Origin of the sequence: Micromonospora halophytica, from assembly GCF_900090245.1 — a bacterium.
GTDB lineage: Bacteria > Actinomycetota > Actinomycetes > Mycobacteriales > Micromonosporaceae > Micromonospora > Micromonospora halophytica.
On the sequence record NZ_FMDN01000033.1, the window covers coordinates 23,635 to 39,719 of the forward strand.

General features: G+C 74.0%; 12 protein-coding genes, 1 pseudogene and 1 riboswitch. Of the genes and pseudogenes, 8 read left to right on the forward strand and 5 right to left on the reverse strand.

Annotated features, from left to right (window positions below):
- Nucleotides 1-71: 71 nt before the first annotated feature.
- From GA0070560_RS26580 to GA0070560_RS26595, 4 genes are all read right to left on the reverse strand, one after another.
- Complete coding sequence (locus tag GA0070560_RS26580; RefSeq protein WP_091302673.1) at nucleotides 72-692, reverse strand: putative glycolipid-binding domain-containing protein; 621 nt, start codon at nucleotides 690-692, stop codon at nucleotides 72-74.
- A gap of 99 nt (nucleotides 693-791) precedes the next feature.
- Nucleotides 792-2,777: a DEAD/DEAH box helicase gene (locus GA0070560_RS26585; protein ID WP_091302675.1), complete on the reverse strand. Its 1,986-nt coding sequence runs from the start codon at nucleotides 2,775-2,777 to the stop codon at nucleotides 792-794.
- Between the two features lie 207 nt (nucleotides 2,778-2,984).
- Nucleotides 2,985-4,760, reverse strand: coding sequence for a hypothetical protein (locus GA0070560_RS29665; RefSeq protein ID WP_091302677.1), 1,776 nt, complete (start codon nucleotides 4,758-4,760; stop codon nucleotides 2,985-2,987).
- Nucleotides 4,761-4,894: 134 nt separating this feature from the next.
- Nucleotides 4,895-6,493: a C40 family peptidase gene (locus tag GA0070560_RS26595; protein WP_091302679.1), complete on the reverse strand. Its 1,599-nt coding sequence runs from the start codon at nucleotides 6,491-6,493 to the stop codon at nucleotides 4,895-4,897.
- 241 nt (nucleotides 6,494-6,734) lie between these two features.
- Here GA0070560_RS26595 and mqnE point away from each other — a divergent pair, with 241 nt between their 5' ends.
- Genes mqnE through GA0070560_RS26610 form a run of 3 tightly spaced genes read left to right on the forward strand, consistent with a single transcriptional unit; the run spans nucleotide 6,735 to nucleotide 8,741 of the window.
- Nucleotides 6,735-7,904: an aminofutalosine synthase MqnE gene (gene mqnE, locus GA0070560_RS26600; protein ID WP_091302681.1), complete on the forward strand. Its 1,170-nt coding sequence runs from the start codon at nucleotides 6,735-6,737 to the stop codon at nucleotides 7,902-7,904.
- A gap of 41 nt (nucleotides 7,905-7,945) precedes the next feature.
- Entirely contained in the window at nucleotides 7,946-8,368 is a 423-nt protein-coding gene (locus GA0070560_RS26605; RefSeq protein ID WP_091302683.1) for a hypothetical protein, read from the forward strand.
- A 46-nt stretch (nucleotides 8,369-8,414) separates the two neighbouring features.
- Complete coding sequence (locus tag GA0070560_RS26610) at nucleotides 8,415-8,741, forward strand: DUF4229 domain-containing protein (protein WP_091302687.1); 327 nt, start codon at nucleotides 8,415-8,417, stop codon at nucleotides 8,739-8,741.
- Between the two features lie 51 nt (nucleotides 8,742-8,792).
- Here the strand turns inward: GA0070560_RS26610 and GA0070560_RS26615 are convergent, their stop codons facing one another.
- The gene (locus tag GA0070560_RS26615; protein WP_091302690.1) at nucleotides 8,793-10,133 is read right to left on the reverse strand and encodes a C39 family peptidase; all 1,341 of its coding nucleotides are present in this window, start codon (nucleotides 10,131-10,133) and stop codon (nucleotides 8,793-8,795) included.
- Nucleotides 10,134-10,338: 205 nt separating this feature from the next.
- On the opposite strand from GA0070560_RS26615, the gene GA0070560_RS26620 reads away from it, so the two are divergent.
- From GA0070560_RS26620 to GA0070560_RS26640, 5 genes and pseudogenes are all read left to right on the forward strand, one after another.
- A complete protein-coding gene (locus GA0070560_RS26620) occupies nucleotides 10,339-12,210 on the forward strand; it encodes a M14 family metallopeptidase (protein WP_091302692.1) in 1,872 nt (623 codons plus the stop codon).
- A gap of 108 nt (nucleotides 12,211-12,318) precedes the next feature.
- Nucleotides 12,319-12,381, forward strand: a riboswitch (cobalamin riboswitch).
- A gap of 111 nt (nucleotides 12,382-12,492) precedes the next feature.
- Entirely contained in the window at nucleotides 12,493-13,431 is a 939-nt protein-coding gene (locus GA0070560_RS26625; RefSeq protein ID WP_091302693.1) for an ABC transporter substrate-binding protein, read from the forward strand.
- 268 nt (nucleotides 13,432-13,699) lie between these two features.
- Nucleotides 13,700-14,728 (forward strand): FecCD family ABC transporter permease, encoded by a 1,029-nt coding sequence (locus GA0070560_RS26630; RefSeq protein ID WP_091302697.1) that lies wholly within the window; start codon nucleotides 13,700-13,702, stop codon nucleotides 14,726-14,728.
- A 56-nt stretch (nucleotides 14,729-14,784) separates the two neighbouring features.
- Nucleotides 14,785-15,564, forward strand: a complete 780-nt coding sequence (locus tag GA0070560_RS26635) for an ABC transporter ATP-binding protein (protein ID WP_091302699.1) — start codon at nucleotides 14,785-14,787, stop codon at nucleotides 15,562-15,564.
- A gap of 256 nt (nucleotides 15,565-15,820) precedes the next feature.
- Nucleotides 15,821-16,085: pseudogene (locus tag GA0070560_RS26640) on the forward strand (IS982 family transposase); the annotation flags it as partial.

Genomic DNA, 16,085 nt, shown 5'->3' on the forward strand with positions numbered 1-16,085 from the left:
GAGGGCGGCCATCACCGCGATCGGCAGGCACACGTCGCCGCGCTGCGCCGACCGGACTGGCACGGTGCGACTCAACCGGCGTCGGGCCGCTCGACCAGGCCCGGATAGCGCGTCACGAAGCCGTCGTCGTCCACCGTCAGCTCCGCCCGGAAGGTGTCGCTGGCGAAGCCCACCCGGCCCGGCCCGAGCGCGGTGTAGACCTGCTCGGCGGCGATCACCTCCAGGCTCGGCACCAGCACCCACGCCACGGTGATCCGGTGCTCGGTGCCGGCCGCCGCGCCGGCCAGGCCGAGCCGGCGCACCGGGAGGGCGTTGAACAGCGGCGACCCGCTCAGGTCGACGTCGACCGCGTCGTACAGCCGGCCCGGGTCCTCCGTGCCGGCCAGGCCGGCCGGCGGGCGCCCGGCGGCCCGCAACGCCGCGTCCAGGTCACCCTGCTCGCCGGTGGTCACCCGCCACCCGTCCGCGCTCCGCTCCAGCCGTACCCGCCGCGACCAGCCGGCGCCCTCGGCCTCCACCTCCAGCGCCGAGGTGGACCCGTCCGCGTCGGCGGAGAGCCGGTACCGGCAGGTGCAGGCGACGGGGTCGACGGCGAGCAGCGTGCCGTACACGGTGAGCCCCGGACCGTCGGCGAGGACGGCGTGTTCCGCGCCGGCACCGTCCGTCCGGCTCCAGAAGAGTGACCTCGGCATGCTCCGGACGTTACGCCAACCCATCGACGCCGGCAGCGCATGCGGAAACGCCGCCGGGGAGCGTGGGCTCCGCGACGGCGTTCCGGGTGGTCGGTCGGATCAGTGGGTACGCGCCGGCGGTCGGCCGCCGAAGCCACGCCGGTCGTCACGCGGGCGGTCGTCCCGGCCCCGCCCCTCCGGGCGGAACCCGCCCCGGCGGTCGGCGCCGCGCTGCTCGCCGCCGAAGCGACGCTCACCCTGGGGCCGCTCACCGAAGCGCTGCTCGCCCCGGGCGTGGTCGCCGTAGCGCCGCTCGCCGGCCGGACGGTCACCGAAGCCGCGCTGCCCCCGGTCGCCGAAGGAGCGGTCACCGGTCGGCCGGTCGCCCCGGCCGTCGTGACGCCGGTCGCCGTAGCCCCGCTCGCCGGCCGGCCGGTCGCCGTAACGGCGCTCGCCCTGCGGCCGGCCCGCGTCGCCCCGCTCGGCGTAGGAGCGCCCGCCGGTCGGCCGGTCGCCGTAGGAGCGCCCACCCGACGGCCGGTCGCCCCGGCTGTCGTAGCGTTGCTCGCCCCGGTCGCCGAAGCGCTCGCCCCGGTCGCCGGTCGGGCGGTCGCCGTAGCGCCGCTCGCCGCCGTAGCTGCGCACGCGGTCGCCACGCTCGGCGAAGGTCCGCTCCCCGGTCGGGCGGTCGCCGTAGCGGCGCTCGCCGTAGCCGCTGCGGCCGTCGCGGTCGCCGTAGCGGCGCTCGCCGGTCGGCCGGTCACCGTAGCGGCGGCCACCGGAGCGGCGCGGCTCCGGCTCCTCCCGGACCGGCACGCCGCTCGGCTCGCGGGCACCGGTCAGCTCGGCCAGCGCCGGGTCACCGACCCGGACCCGGGTCTGCTCCGGCTCGACGCCGGCCTTCTCCATCATCGCCAGCGTGGTCCGGCGCTGCTTCGGCAGCACCAGGGTCGCCACCGCGCCCGACTCCCCGGCCCGGGCGGTACGACCCGCACGGTGCAGGTAGTCCTTCGGGTCCTTCGGCGGGTCGACGTGCAGCACCAGGGAGACCCCGTCGACGTGGATGCCCCGGGCCGCCACGTCGGTGGCGACCAGCACGTTCATCCGGCCCTCGCGGAACTCGGCGAGGGTCTTGGTACGCATCCGCTGGGTCTTGCCGCCGTGCAGCCCACCGGCCCGGACGCCCACCGCGGCGAGCTGCTCCACCAGCCGGTCGACGCCGAGCTGGGTACGCGCGAAGAGCATCGTCCGGCCGGAGCGGGCCGCGATCGAGGCCGCCACCGCGAACTTGTCGTGCGGCGGGATCAGCAGGAGGTGGTGGTCCATGGTGGACACCGACGCGGTGGACGGCGCGGTGGAATGGGTCACCGGGTCGGTCATGAACCGCTTGACCAGCGAGTCCACGTCACCGTCCAGGGTGGCCGAGAAGAGCAGCCGCTGGGCGTCCGCCGGCGTTTTCGCCAGCAGTTCGGTGACCTCGGGCAGGAAGCCCATGTCGGCCATCTGGTCGGCCTCGTCGAGCACGGTGACCTCGACGTCGTCCAGGACGCAGACGCCCCGTTCGATCAGGTCGCCTAGCCGGCCCGGGGTGGCCACGACGATCTCCACCCCGCGCCGCAGCGCGTCGATCTGCCGGTCGTACGGCACCCCGCCGACGGCGGTCTTGAGGAAGATCCCGACGGCCTTGCCGAGCGGCATCAGGGCGTCGTTGACCTGCATGGCGAGTTCCCGGGTGGGGACCAGCACCAGGGCCCGCGGGTGCAGCGGCCGGGCCCGGTTGCGGTCGGCGAGCCGGGCGATGATCGGCAGGCCGAAGGCGAGGGTCTTGCCGGAGCCGGTCTGGCCCCGGCCGAGCACGTCCCGGCCGGCCAGGGCGTCGGGCAGCGTGGCCCGCTGGATCTCGAACGGGGTGGTGATGCCCTGCCGGGCGAGGGCGTCGACCAGCGGGCGGGGCAGCCCCAGGTCGGCGAAGTCGACATCGTCGGCCGGGGTGGTCTCGTCGGCCGTGGCGGCCTCGTCGGCCGGAGCGGCCGGGGTGTCGACGGTGTACTCGACCGGCAGGTCGAGGACGGACGTGATGGTGCCGGGGTCAGCGGAGGTGGTCAAGAAATGCCTTTCGAGCGGGGCGCATCTTCGCGATGGCCCGCTGCGGCTCAACGCCGCCGAATCGCCCGCAAGATCGCCCATGGGCGCGCACCACGCGCGCCGGGTCAGTGATCCCCACCAGTGTACGGCGAGCGGGGGAGACCGCCAGTCGGCCGCGAGCGGGTAGTGGGCGGGCTCACCCCGCCCGGCGCGGCGTCCCGCCCCCGCTCACTTCGTGAGGATGTTGCCGACCAGCCCGTCCATGGCGTCGCCGGCCAGCAGGACGACCAGCACGCTGATCGCCACCAGCAGACCGAGGGACGCGGCCAGGACGACCACCACCCGGGCGGTGCGGGACTTCTCCGTCGCCGGCGTCTCCGACCAGCCCTGGGCGAGGATGTGCCCGGTCAGCGACCCGGAGTTCTCCAGCGGGTTGTTGGCCGGCAAGGACACGGTGGCGAAGCCCGGCCCGTCGGTGCCGCCGTACGCGGTGCTGGCCAGGTCCGGTCCGCCCCGGTACGGCGTGCCGGGCCGGCCGACGGCGCCGACCGGCGGTGCGCCCGGGGAGGGACTCCCCACTCCCGCTGCCCACTGTGGGGCCGGCGCGGCGGCGCGGGCCGGCGGAGCCGAGCTGGGCGGGGCGACCGGGAAGGCCGTGGTGGGCGGCGTGATCGGCGGGGTCGACGCGGGCGGGGCGACCGGCGGGGCCGGAACGGGCGGGGCGACCGGGAAGGCCGAGGCGGGCGGGGCGACCGGCGGGGCCGGAACGGGCGGGGCGACCGGGAAGGCCGTGGTGGGCGGCGTGACCGGCGGGGTCGACGCGGGCGGGGCGACCGGGAAGGCTGCGATGGGCGGGGCGACCGGCGGGACGGAGGCGGGCGGCGTGACCGGCGGAGCCGAGACGGGCGCGGACGCCCGGACCGGCTGGGTCGGGAGCGGCGCGAAGCCCTCGGGCGGGGAGGAGTTAGGTGCGGCGCTGCCGGGGGGCGCGGAGACCGGCGCGGCGCTGCCGGGCGGTGCGGAGACCTGGGCGGTGGCCCGGGCGAGCGGGCTGCCCGTGCCGGCGAATCCACCCGAGCCGGCGGAGCCGAACACGCCGGCGGATCCGAATACGCGGTCGGGGCCGGTGGCGCCGGGCATCGCCGGTGGCGGCGGGAACGGCGGCGCCGGCATCGGGCCCGGTGGCGGCGGGGGCGGCGGCACCGCCGGTCCGGGCGGGGGCACCGGAGGTCCGGGGACGGGCGGCACCGGCCCCGGCGGGGGCGACGGGCGCGGTCCCGGCGGCGGGCCGGGCAGCGGTGGCACCGGCGCGGGGAAGGGCCCGGGCGCCGGCGGCGGGCTCGGCACGGGCGGGACGGGCGTGGGGGCCGGCTCGGGCGTGGGGGCCGGCTCCGGAGCCGGGGCGGGTTCCGGCTCGGGTGTCGGCGGGGTGGGGGGCTGGGCCGGCTCCGGGGGCTGGGCGGGCTCGGGCGGCTCCGGGTTCACCGGAGCGGAGCGGTAGACCGTGGCCGCACCCCCGGCCCGGGCGACCGCGTCGGCCGCCCCGGCGGCCGCGTCTCCGGCCGAGATCCGGCTCAGGCCCGGCACGCTGGCGCTGGCCCGCGTGGTCGCGCCGCGCTGCCCGGGTACCACCGCGCTGCCCGTGGCGCTGCCGGACCCCGCGCCCGGACCCGGCGCGGGGCGTGCGGAGGAGCGGTCGTCAGCGGAGTTGGACGAGCCGGCCCGGTAGGTGGTGCCGGAGGCGGTGGCCACCGGCAGCGCTCCCTCCGGCGGGGCGGTGGCGGTGGCGACACTGGCCCGGGCGCGGGCCGTCGCGGGCGAGCCGGCTGCCCCGGCGGGAAGCCCCGGGGTGGCCCCGGTCGGACCGGTCAGGGCGGACGACGCCACGCCGTCGCTTACCGGGACGTCGACAGCGGACGGTGCCGGCAGGGTGGCCCGGCCGGCGACGGGTTCGGGCCCGGATCCGCGGTCGGCCGTCTCCGCCGGAACCTCTTGCTCGCCCATGCTCGCCCTCCGCGCCGCGCTCGCACCCGGTCCGTGGCTCGGACCGGATGTGCCTGGATGTCACGGTGCCACATTCCACCCCGCCGGCACAGCCGGAGTGCGTACCGGGCGGGAGTCGGCGTGACCGCCGCAGGTCAGGAGCCGGTGCTCGCGGAGGGCGACGCCGAGATGCTGCTCTCCGGGGCCAGGCTGCTCGGCGCGGTGCTCGGCTGCGCGCTGCTCGCCACCGGGCTCGGCGTACCGGAGTCGGACGGGCTCGCGGTGGTCGAGTCGGACGGGGTCGGGGCCGGCGAGTCCGACGGGGTCGGCGTCGGCGACGGAGTCTCCGACGGTGGAGGCGTCGGCCGCGTCGGCCGCGGGGACGGTACCGTGGTGGAGGTCGGCGAGGGCTTCGGCGGGGCCGGGGTGGTCGGCTTGGGCGACGCCGGGCCGGTCGGCTTCGGAGCCGGCGTGGTCGGCTTCGGTGCCGGGGTGGCCGGCGCGGGCACCGCACCGACGACCCGGGTGGCCGCGTACAGGCCGGACCAGCGCACCGTGGAGATCTTGACGACGTCGCCGGTACGCGGGGCCTGCACCATCTTGCCGCCGCCGATGTACATCCCCATGTGGTGGATCGTCGTCCAGCTGCTGCCGGAGGCGAAGAAGAGCAGGTCGCCCGGGAGGAGCGCGCTGCGGTCCACCGTCCGGGAGCGGGTGGCGTAGTACTGGTCGCGGGAGACCCGGGGCAGGTCGTAGTAGCCGGCCGACCGGTACGCGGCCCAGATCAGGCCGGAGCAGTCGAACCGGTCCGGCCCCTCGGCGGCCCAGAGGTACGGATCGCCGAGCTGCGCCAGCGCGTACCGGACGGCGGCCAGGGCCTGCGGGCTGGCGATCAGACCGGTGGCGCTCTGGCCCTCGACGTACGCGGCGCCCAGCTTCTGCTCGGCGGCCTCCTGCTGCCGCTCCAGCTCGATGACCTGGGCCTGGTTCTGTGCCCGGAGCTTGACCAGCTTGCGCTCGCTGTCCCGCAGCGCCTCCTCCACCGCGGTGTACTGCTCGCCGGCCCGGCGGACCCGGTCCTGGGCGGCGGTGACGGCCTGGGTGGCGACCTGCTCCGCCGTCCGGGCGCGGGACAGCTCGCCGGTGGCGGCGGTGGTCGCCCCGTCGGCCTGCTCGCCCCGTGAGATCCGCTGGAGCACGCTGAGCCCGTGCAGGTCCTCGGCGAGTTCACCGGGGGGCAGCGCGGCGGCGGCCTTGAAGGCGTCCGCCGCCACGGCGTCGGCGCGCTCCTGGGCCCGGGCCAGGGCGTCCCGGGTCAGCCCCAGCTCCCGCTCGGCGGCGGTGAGCTGTGTCTGCGCGTCGGTGCGCTGCTGCCGGAGCCCGAGCAGCTGGTCGCCGAGCTGGCCGAGCTGCACCTCCAGGGCGCTGATCTGGGCCAGCAGCGGGCTCGCCGGGACGCCGCCGACCGGCAGCGTGGTCGGCGTGCCGCCGGGCAGGCCGGCCCCGGCGCCGGGCAGGCCGGTGCCGGGCTGGCCGGGGATCCCGTCGGGCAGCTGGAGGCCGCCGGAGACGACCGGGCGCGAGCCGGTGTCCGGCACGGTGTTCGGCAGCGGCGGGTCGGCGTACGCCGGGGTGGCGAGGGCCATCGCGGCGACGGCGCCGAGCAGGGCGGACCAGAGCCGGGGACGCAGCACCGGCGAGATCACCGGGATCCCGCGTCGTCGCTGCTGTCGCCCGTACCCGCTGTCGACCATTCCGCTCCCCGTCCGGCGTGTCGTGCCGCGCACGGTGGGCGCGGCGGAACGGGACGGTACCAGGGTGTGTTCCGTCCCACCCTGTCTTACCGCACGCCGGCAACGATGTCGATGTGTTGGCGGGTCACGGAAGGCTGGGAGCGCGGTGAAGTACGTCGCTGCCGGTGCCCGTCCTGCCGGGCCGTCGCCGGGCCGACGTAGGCTCGACCGGGACCGCAGGGTGGAAGGGACGTGGCTTTCGATGGACGCCGGACTCAAGCGCGAGCTGGAAGCGAAGGTGTACGCCGGGGAGCGGCTGACCCGTTCCGACGGGATCGCCCTCTACGACAGCGACGACCTGGCCTGGCTGGGGCGGCTGGCGCACCACCGCCGCACCGAGCTGAACGGCGACCGGGTGATGTTCAACGTCAACCGGCACCTGAACCTGACCAACGTCTGCTCCGCCTCGTGCGCGTACTGCTCGTTCCAGCGCAAGCCGGGCGAGAAGGACGCGTACACGATGCGCATCGACGAGGCGGTCCGCAAGGCCAAGGAGATGGAGGACGAGCAGCTCACCGAGCTGCACATCGTCAACGGCCTGCACCCGACGCTGCCCTGGCGCTACTACCCCAAGGTGCTCAGCGAGCTGAAGGCGGCGCTGCCGAAGGTCAAGCTCAAGGCGTTCACCGCGACCGAGGTGCAGTGGTTCGAGAAGATCAGCGGGCTGAGCGCGGACGAGATCCTCGACGAGCTGATGGACGCCGGCCTGGAGTCGCTGACCGGCGGCGGCGCGGAGATCTTCGACTGGGAGGTCCGGCAGCACATCGTCGACCACGCCTGCCACTGGGAGGACTGGTCGCGGATCCACCGGCTGGCGCACGCCAAGGGCATGAAGACGCCGTCGACCATGCTGTACGGCCACATCGAGGAGCCCCGGCACCGGGTCGACCACGTGCTGCGGCTGCGGGAGCTCCAGGACGAGACCGGCGGCTTCGTGGTCTTCATCCCGCTGCGTTACCAGCACGACTTCGTGGACTCGGCGGACGGCAAGATCCGTAACCGGATCCAGGCGCGGACCACGATGGCCTCGCCGGCGGAGTCGCTGAAGACCTTCGCGGTCTCCCGGCTGCTCTTCGACAACGTCCCGCACGTGAAGTGCTTCTGGGTGATGCACGGGCTCTCGGTGGCCCAGCTCTCGTTGAACTTCGGCGTGGACGACCTGGACGGCTCGGTCGTGGAATACAAGATCACCCACGACGCCGACTCGTACGGCACCCCGAACACGATGCACCGGGACGACCTGCTGCACCTGATCTGGGACGCCGGTTTCCGCCCGGTCGAGCGCAACACCCGCTACGAGGTCGTCAAGGAGTACGACCCTGCTCCGTCGCTGGCCGAGCGCCGTTCCGAGCCGCAGCAGGTCTGGGCCTGAGCCCGGCCGTATCCTCACAGGACCATGACCGGACAGGCACGATGACCGAGCAGCGGGCCGGTTTCCCCCGGCGGGACGACGACGGCCGCATCCTCACCCTGGGCGACCTGCTCGGGGTGAGCCTCGCCGGCTGGGTGATCGGGATGCTGGCGCTGGTGCTCTTCGACTGGGGCTTCGCCACGCTCGGCGCCGGGGAGTTCGGCCGTACCAACGGCTGGCTGGCCGTCATCCTGCCCGCCTGGCTGTTCTGGGACGACTTCCGCGCCTGGGAGTTCGGCGCGGCCCGGGTGGTGGCGGCGCTGGTCGCCGGTGTGGTCGCGGTGGTCGGTGGCCTGCTGGTGGCCGGCCTGGTCGGCGGCCTGGCGCCGCTGGCCACCGGCGGCCTGGCGGCGGTCGTCTTCACCCTGCTGTATGCGGTGCTCTGGTTCCAGGGCGTGCACTGGCTGGCCCGGCGGACGGGCTGAACCAACCGCCCGGGGTCACCCGGTGCGCGAAGAACGGAGTGGGAACGTGAGCGCGGCGGCAAAGTACACGCTGGGCCGGATCGGGCTGTTCGTCGTCGTCCTCCTGGCCCTCCTGCCGGTCGAGTTGAACATCTTCCTGAAGTTGATGCTGGCGCTGGCGTTCTCCGCGGCGGCCTCGTTCTTCCTGCTGCGCGGCTGGCGGGACGAGATGGCCGAGGAGATGGCGGCGGCCGCGGAGCGCCGTCGGGCGGAGAAGGAGCGGCTCCGCTCCGCCCTGGCCGGCGACGACCAGCCGTCGACCGACCAGCCGTCGACCGACCGGCCGTCGACCGACCGGCCGTCGACCGACCGGCCGTCGACCGACCGGCCGTGACCACGGGGTCGTCGCCCGGCGACGACCCCGTGACCGCTGCCGTGCAGCCGGTTACCAGTTGGTGGAGCCCGGGACCACCGGCCACGGCTGGTCGGCCGGCTTGATCAGGTACGCGATGCCGCCGGAGCCGCCGGCCACCGTGCCGTTGGCCCGGTACCGCTTGGTGCGCAGCCAGACCTGCTCGAACTGCTCGCGCTGGTAGACGTTGCGCACCTCGGCGTTCGACGACGAGGCGGGGTCGTTGACGATCACGTCTCCGTCGGCGGTGAAGCCGACGACCACGAACAGGTGTCCGGCAGTGCCGTAGTTCGAGCCGTCCAGTTCGTCGGCGAGGAACGACTGCGAGGTGACGACCGGGATCCCGGCGGCGATGAAGCGCTCCACCTCGTCGAGGGAGTGCAGCCGGGTGACCCGCGCGTCGATGCCGGGGAAGCTGGCGGCGTACGCGGTGTTGAACGGCCAGTTGCCGGCGCCTTCGTACTCGTGGTCCCAGGTCATCCGGGCCGCGTGGGCGACCTGCGGATCGGTGTATCCGGGGGTCACCCAGGACAGGTCCTCGGCCGACGGGCCCCGGCCGTGGTACTCCAGCACCATCGTGGTGGAGGTCGGGCTGCACCAGACCTGGCCGCCGCCGCCCCACTCGGGGTAGTTGCCCCGGTGGATCATCTGGGAGCGGGCCGGCACGGCCAGTTCGGTCCCCCAGGCGATCCCGCCCCGGCTGGGGGTGACGGTGAACCGGTCGGGCACGTTCGAACTCATCGCGCCGAGCATCCGGACCCGGGGCGAGGCCGTCTGCCCGGGCGCGCGGTAGAGGGTCAGCCGGAGCTGGTACGACCGCAGCAGCACCCCGGCCGCCGCGTCGTCGATGGCGAAGGTGTCGGTCCAGACGCTGGACCAGGGGTCCCCCTGCCCGTCGAGGGTGGCCCGCTTGACGTCCTGGTCGCCGGAGGCCCAGCGTCCCAGCACGTACCAGGGGGTGTGGGTCCCCGTGTTGTAGGCGCCCTGGAGTTCGACCTGGAGCCAGGTGCCGGCCGGGGTGTCGGCGTTCCAGGAGGCGACCAGTTCGGTGGCGTCGAAGCCGATCCGGGTGACCGGGGAGGTCCAGGTGGCGTACTCCCAGGTCCGGGTGACGCCGGTGTGCTCGTCGGTGAAGTCGGTGGTCCCGGCGGGACGGCCGATGGTGATGCCGGCGCGGTGGCCGGGGACGGCGTGGGTGCCCTGGTGGCTGCCGCCACGCCAGTCGGGGTGGCGGGACCACTCCTGGAAGGTGATCTGCTCGTCGTGCGCCACCACCGGCAGGCCGTTGTCGGCCTGTACGGGCACGGCGGTGCCGAGCAGGGTGAGCGCGGCGACGCCCAGCAGGGCGACGGTCCGCAGGGATGTGCTGGCCATGGCAACTCCGCGAGGTGAGGAATCGTTGCCGTTCACTGTCCCGCCTGGAGGGAAGTTCCGCCAGATGTTGAGGGATGGAAAATAATTGCCAGAAGGAGGATCAGGCTGAGATGGATCACGGCAATGATGGATGTTGATATGACCATGTGAGTCCTGGTGAAGTGTGCGGACAACGGGATCTCCCCGTACCCCGAGGAGGTTGTTCATGGCCCTCCGCACGTCCCCACTCCGCCGCCGACTGGCGTTGGCCGTCGCCGTCGGGTTCGGCCTCGTCACCGTCACCACCGGACCGGTCGCCGCGCGACCGGCCCCCGACCCGGAACCCGCCGCCGTCGGCTACCAGGTGTTCGGGCCGCGTACCCTCGCCGACCGCGACGCCGTCGCCCGCACCGGCGCCGCCATCGACTACGTCGAGCACGGCAGGCTGCACGTCTCGGCCACCCGGGCCGAGGCGGCGGCGATCACCCGGCTCGGCTTCCGGCTCGAGAAGGAGGCCGCGCCGACCGCCGACCCGCACGACCACGGCGACGTCGGCACCCTCGACTTCCCGCCCGCCGACTCCAGCTACCACAACTACGCCGAGCTGACCGCCGTGGTGAACAAGGTGGTCGCCGACCACCCGTCGATCGCCCGGAAGATCAGCATCGGCACCTCGTACGAGGGCCGCGACCTGATGGCGGTCAAGATCTCCGACAACGTCGGCACCGACGAGAACGAGCCGGAGATTCTGATCAACTCCCAGCAGCACGCCCGTGAGCACCTGACCGTCGAGATGGCGGTCTACCTGCTCAACCTCTTCACCGACAGCTACGGCACCGACTCCCGGGTCACCAACGCCGTCAACTCCCGGGAGATCTGGATCGTGCCGACGGTCAACCCGGACGGCAGCGAGTACGACATCGCCACCGGCTCGTACCGGTCCTGGCGGAAGAACCGGCAGCCCAACAGCGGTTCGTCGTACGTCGGCACCGACCTGAACCGGAACTGGTCGTACCAGTGGGGCTGCTGCGGCGGCTCGTCCGGCTCCACCTCGTCGGACACCTACCGCGGCCCGTCCGCGTTCTCCGCACCGGAGACCCAGGCGCTGCGCAACTTCGTCAACAGCCGGGTCGTCGGCGGGACGCAGCAGATCAAGGCCAACATCGACTTCCACACCTACTCGGAGTTGGTGCTCTGGCCGTTCGGCTACACCTACAGCAACACCACCACCGGGATGAGCGCCGACCAGTACAACACCTTCGCCACGCTGGGCCAGCAGATGGCGAACACCAACGGCTACACCCCGCAGCAGTCCAGCGACCTCTACATCACCGACGGTGACAGCATCGACTGGATGTGGGGGGCGCACGGCATCTGGGCGTACACCTTCGAGATGTACCCCGGCTCGTCCTTCGGCGGCGGCTTCTACCCGCCCGACGAGGTCATCTCGCGGGAGACCTCGCGCAACAAGGAGGCGGTCCTGCTGCTGTCCGAGTACGCCGACTGCCCGTACCGGGTGATCGGCAAGCAGTCCCAGTACTGCGGCGGCGGTGGCGGCGGCACCACGGTCTGGTCGGACACCTTCGAGACGGCGACCGGCTGGACCACCAACCCGACCGGGACGGACACCGCCACCACTGGGGCGTGGGAGCGGGGCGCCGCCCAGGCGACCAACTCCTCCGGCGCCAAGCAGCTCACCCCGTACGCGGGCAGCAACGACCTGGTGACCGGCCGGCTCGCCGGCACCGGGGCGGGTTCGTACGACATCGACGGTGGGGCGACCAGCGCCCGGTCCCCGGCGGTGACCCTGCCCTCGACCGGGACGCTCACCCTCTCGCTGGCCTGGTACCTGGCGCACGGGTCGAACTCGTCGTCGGCCGACTACTTCCGGGTCAGCGTGGTCCACAACGGCGGCACCACCACCCTGCTCAACCAGGCCGGGGCCGCCACCGACCGGGACGCCGCCTGGGCGGTGTCGAACCTCGACCTGACCCCGTACGCCGGGCAGTCGGTGCGGATCCTGGTCGAGGCGGCGGACGCCTCCGGGGCCAGCCTGGTCGAGGCAGCTGTGGACAACGTCACCATCACCAGTTCGTGAACCGAGGGTGGGGCCCCGTCCCGAGCCTCGACGGGGCCCCACCACCCTCCCGTCCGGACGATCTCCGCTGGTCGTGCGCTACCGTGACACCGATCAGCCCGCAGCGAAGCCGGTGCGAAACCGGCGCTGTCCCGCAACTGTGATGCCCCGCCCCGGCGGGGACGAGCCAGGTCGCCTGCGGACTGGTCGCGACACGCGCTCTCGAGGAAGGGCGCCTCGCGGACGGGCCCGCACGCGGTCCCTGTCGGCGAAGCACCACACTCCTCGACCGACAGGAGGACCATGACCCGCCGTACCCCCAGGCTGCTCGCCGCCACCCTCGCGGTGGCCGCGTTGACCCTCGGCGCCTGCGCCGAGAAGACCTCGACCGACACCCCCGCCGCCGGCAGCAGCTCCGCGGCCGCCACCTTCCCCGTCACCGTCGGCAAGCTGACGCTGGAGAAGCGTCCGGAGAAGATCGTCTCGCTTTCGCCGACCGCGACCGAGATGCTCTTCGCCATCGGTGCCGGCAAGCAGGTCACCGCCGTCGACGACCAGTCGAACTACCCGCCGGACGCCCCGAAGAGCGACCTCTCCGGCTTCCAGCCGAACGCCGAGGCGATCGCCGCGAAGACCCCCGACCTGGTGGTGCTCTCCAACGACACCAACAAGATCGTCGACCAGCTCACCACGCTGAAGATCCCGGTGCTGCTCACCCCGGCCGCGGCCACGCTGGAGGACTCCTACCGGCAGATCACCGACCTGGGCGCGCTGACCGGCCACCCGACCGAGGCGGCCGACGTCACCCAGCGGATGAAGGACGACATCGCCAAGCTGGTCAAGGACCTGCCGCAGCGGTCGAAGAAGCTGACCTACTACCACGAGCTGGGCCCGGAGCTGTACACCGCGACCAGCAGGACCTTCATCGGCTCGATCTACGCGCTGGCCGGCCTGGAGAACATCGCCGACGCCTCCGACGCCGACGGCAAGGCGGGCGGCTACCCGCAGCTGAGCCAGGAGGTCATCGTCAAGGCGAACCCCGACTTCGTCTTCCTCGCCGACACCAAGTGCTGCCGGCAGAGCCCCGAGACGGTCAGGGCGCGCGCCGGCTGGGCCGACGTCACCGCGGTGAAGAACAACCAGGTGGTCGCCCTCGACGACGACATCGCGTCGCGCTGGGGCCCGCGCGTGGTCGACCAGCTCCGCACCATCGTCGACGCGGTCGCCAAGGTGCCCGCGTGACCCTCCGCCGTCCGTGAGGGTGCGACCCACGGAACCCGGGTCGGCCGGCACGCCTCGGGCGTCCCGGCCGACCGGGGTGCCCGCATCCGTCCTGGCTCCCGACCTGTCCGGGCCTGGCGCGGCTGCCGAGGGGCCCGGATCCGGCCCGGCTCATGACGCGCCCGGCGGCCCGGAAGTCGACGCCGGGTCCGCCGCCACGGCGGGTCGCCGGTCGTCGGCCCGGTCCGGCCCCCGGCCGGTCGCCGCTGGTACGGGCCGGCCGGCCGGACTGCGCAAGCGGTGGCTCGCCGCCGGGGTGCTGGCGGTGCTGGTCGCCCTGGTCGCCGGGGTGTCCCTCGGCCCGGTCAGCCTGCCGCCCGGCAGCGTCGCCGTCGAGCTGCTGAACCTGCTCCCCGGCGTGCAGCTCGACAGCGGGCTGACCGCCGGCGAGGCCGCCATCGTCACCCAGCTCCGGCTGCCCCGGGTGGTGCTCGGCCTGCTGGTCGGTGGCCTGCTCGCCCTCGCCGGTGGGGCGTACCAGGGGGTGTTCCGCAACCCGCTGGCCGACCCGTACCTGCTGGGCGTGGCGGCCGGGGCGGGGCTGGCGGTCACTGCGGTGATCGCCCTCGGCGGGGCGATGGATCCGCTGGTCGGGCTGCCGTTGACCGTGCCGCTGGCCGCGTTCGTCGGCTCGCTCGGCGCGGTCGCCATGACGTACCTGCTCGGGGCGGCCGGCGGGCGCAGCCGCTCCCCGGCGACGCTGATCCTGGCCGGGGTGGCCGTCTCGGCGTTCCTCTCCGCCGGGCAGACCTACCTGCTGCAACGGCACTCCGACAGCATCCAGCAGGTGTACGCCTGGCTGCTCGGCCGGCTCGCCACCGCCGGCTGGCACGACGTGTTGCTGGTGCTGCCGTACTTCGTGCTCACCGCGGTGGTGGTGCTGCTGCACCGCCGGGAGCTGGACGTGCTCGCCCTCGGCGACGACGAGGCGGCCAGCCTCGGCCTGCACCCGCAGCGCTCCCGCTACCTGCTGATCGCCGCCGCCTCGCTCGGCACCGCCGCGGCGGTCTCCGCCTCCGGGCTGATCGGTTTCGTCGGGATCATCGTGCCGCACACCGTGCGGCTGCTCGCCGGATCGAGCTACCGGGTCATCCTGCCGCTGTCGATGCTCTTCGGCGGCGCGTTCCTGGCGCTGACCGACGTGGTCGCCCGGACCGCCGCCGCCCCGGCCGAGATCCCGATCGGCGTGGTCACCGCGCTGCTCGGCGGCCCGTTCTTCGTCCTGGTGCTGCGTACGGCCCGCCGGGTGCTGACGTGAGCGCGCGCGGTGTGCCCGGGCCCGCACGCCCGGCGGTCGCGACCGGGGCGAACCCCGTGACGGCACCCGCGATCGAGGTCCGTGACCTGCACGTCACGCTGGGCGGGGCACCGATCCTGGCCGGCGTCGACCTGACCGTGTCGACCGGCGAATGGGTCACCGTGATCGGCCCGAACGGCGCCGGCAAGTCGACCCTGCTGCGCGCCGTCGGCGGCCTGCTCCCCACCGGACCCGCCGTCGCCCTCTCCGGTACGCCCCTGTGGTCGATGCGTCCCCGCGCGCGCGCCCGGGTGGTGGCCACCGTCGCCCAGTCCCCGGCGGTGCCGGCCGGCATGTCGGTCCTCGACTACGTGCTGCTCGGCCGTACCCCGTACATCCCGCCGCTGGGCCGGGAGTCGGCCGCCGACCTGGCCGTCGTGCACGAGGTGCTGGACCGGCTGGACCTGTCCGCCTTCCACGGCCGGGAGTTGGCCACCCTCTCCGGCGGGGAGCGGCAGCGGGTCTTCCTGGCCCGGGCGCTCGCCCAGGGCGCCACCCTGCTGCTGCTGGACGAGCCGACCAGCGCCCTGGACATCGGCCACCAGCAGGAGGTGCTGGAACTGGTCGACCAGCTGCGCCGCGAGCACGGCCTGACCGTGCTCGCCACCATGCACGACCTCTCCATCGCCGGCGAGTACGCCGACCGCCTGGTGCTGCTCGCCGACGGCCGGGTCGTCGCCGACGGCCCGCCGGCCGAGGTGCTCACCGAGGACCTGCTCGCCACCCACTACCGCGCCCGGGTCCGGGTCATCCCCGGCGACCACGGCCCCCTCGTCGTCCCCGTCCGCCCCCACTAACCACCCCCACCTCACCTCACCCACCCGCCCCACTTGCCCCACCCCATCCACAGCGCGATCTTGCACTTGCAGCCTTCAGTAATCGGGGCAAAGGGTGCGAATCAGCGGCCCAAAGTGCAAGATCGCGGAGGGCCGGAGAGCGGAGGGTCGGAGGGTGGAGGGTGGAGGGTGGGTTGGGGTATGGGGTGGGCTAGACGAGTAATTCCTAAGTCGGTCCGGGGCTGCGAACGCAGCGAAGGGTGTTGATGATCCGTTTGTGACGACAGACCTCAACACCCTTCTCACCGCACTGTACGTGAAGATCGACGACTGGCTGGGGCAGCCCCGCAGGGCTGGTCGGCCACCGAAGCTGTCGGATGCCGAGCTGTTGACCCTCGCGGTGGCCCAGGTGCTGCTCGGGATCCGGTCCGAGGCCCGCTGGCTGCGGTTCGTCCCCGCGCATCTGCCCGGAGCGTTTCCCTATCTGCCGGGCCAGTCCGGCTACAACAAACGCCTCCGAGCCGCCTTGCCGCTACTGAAGC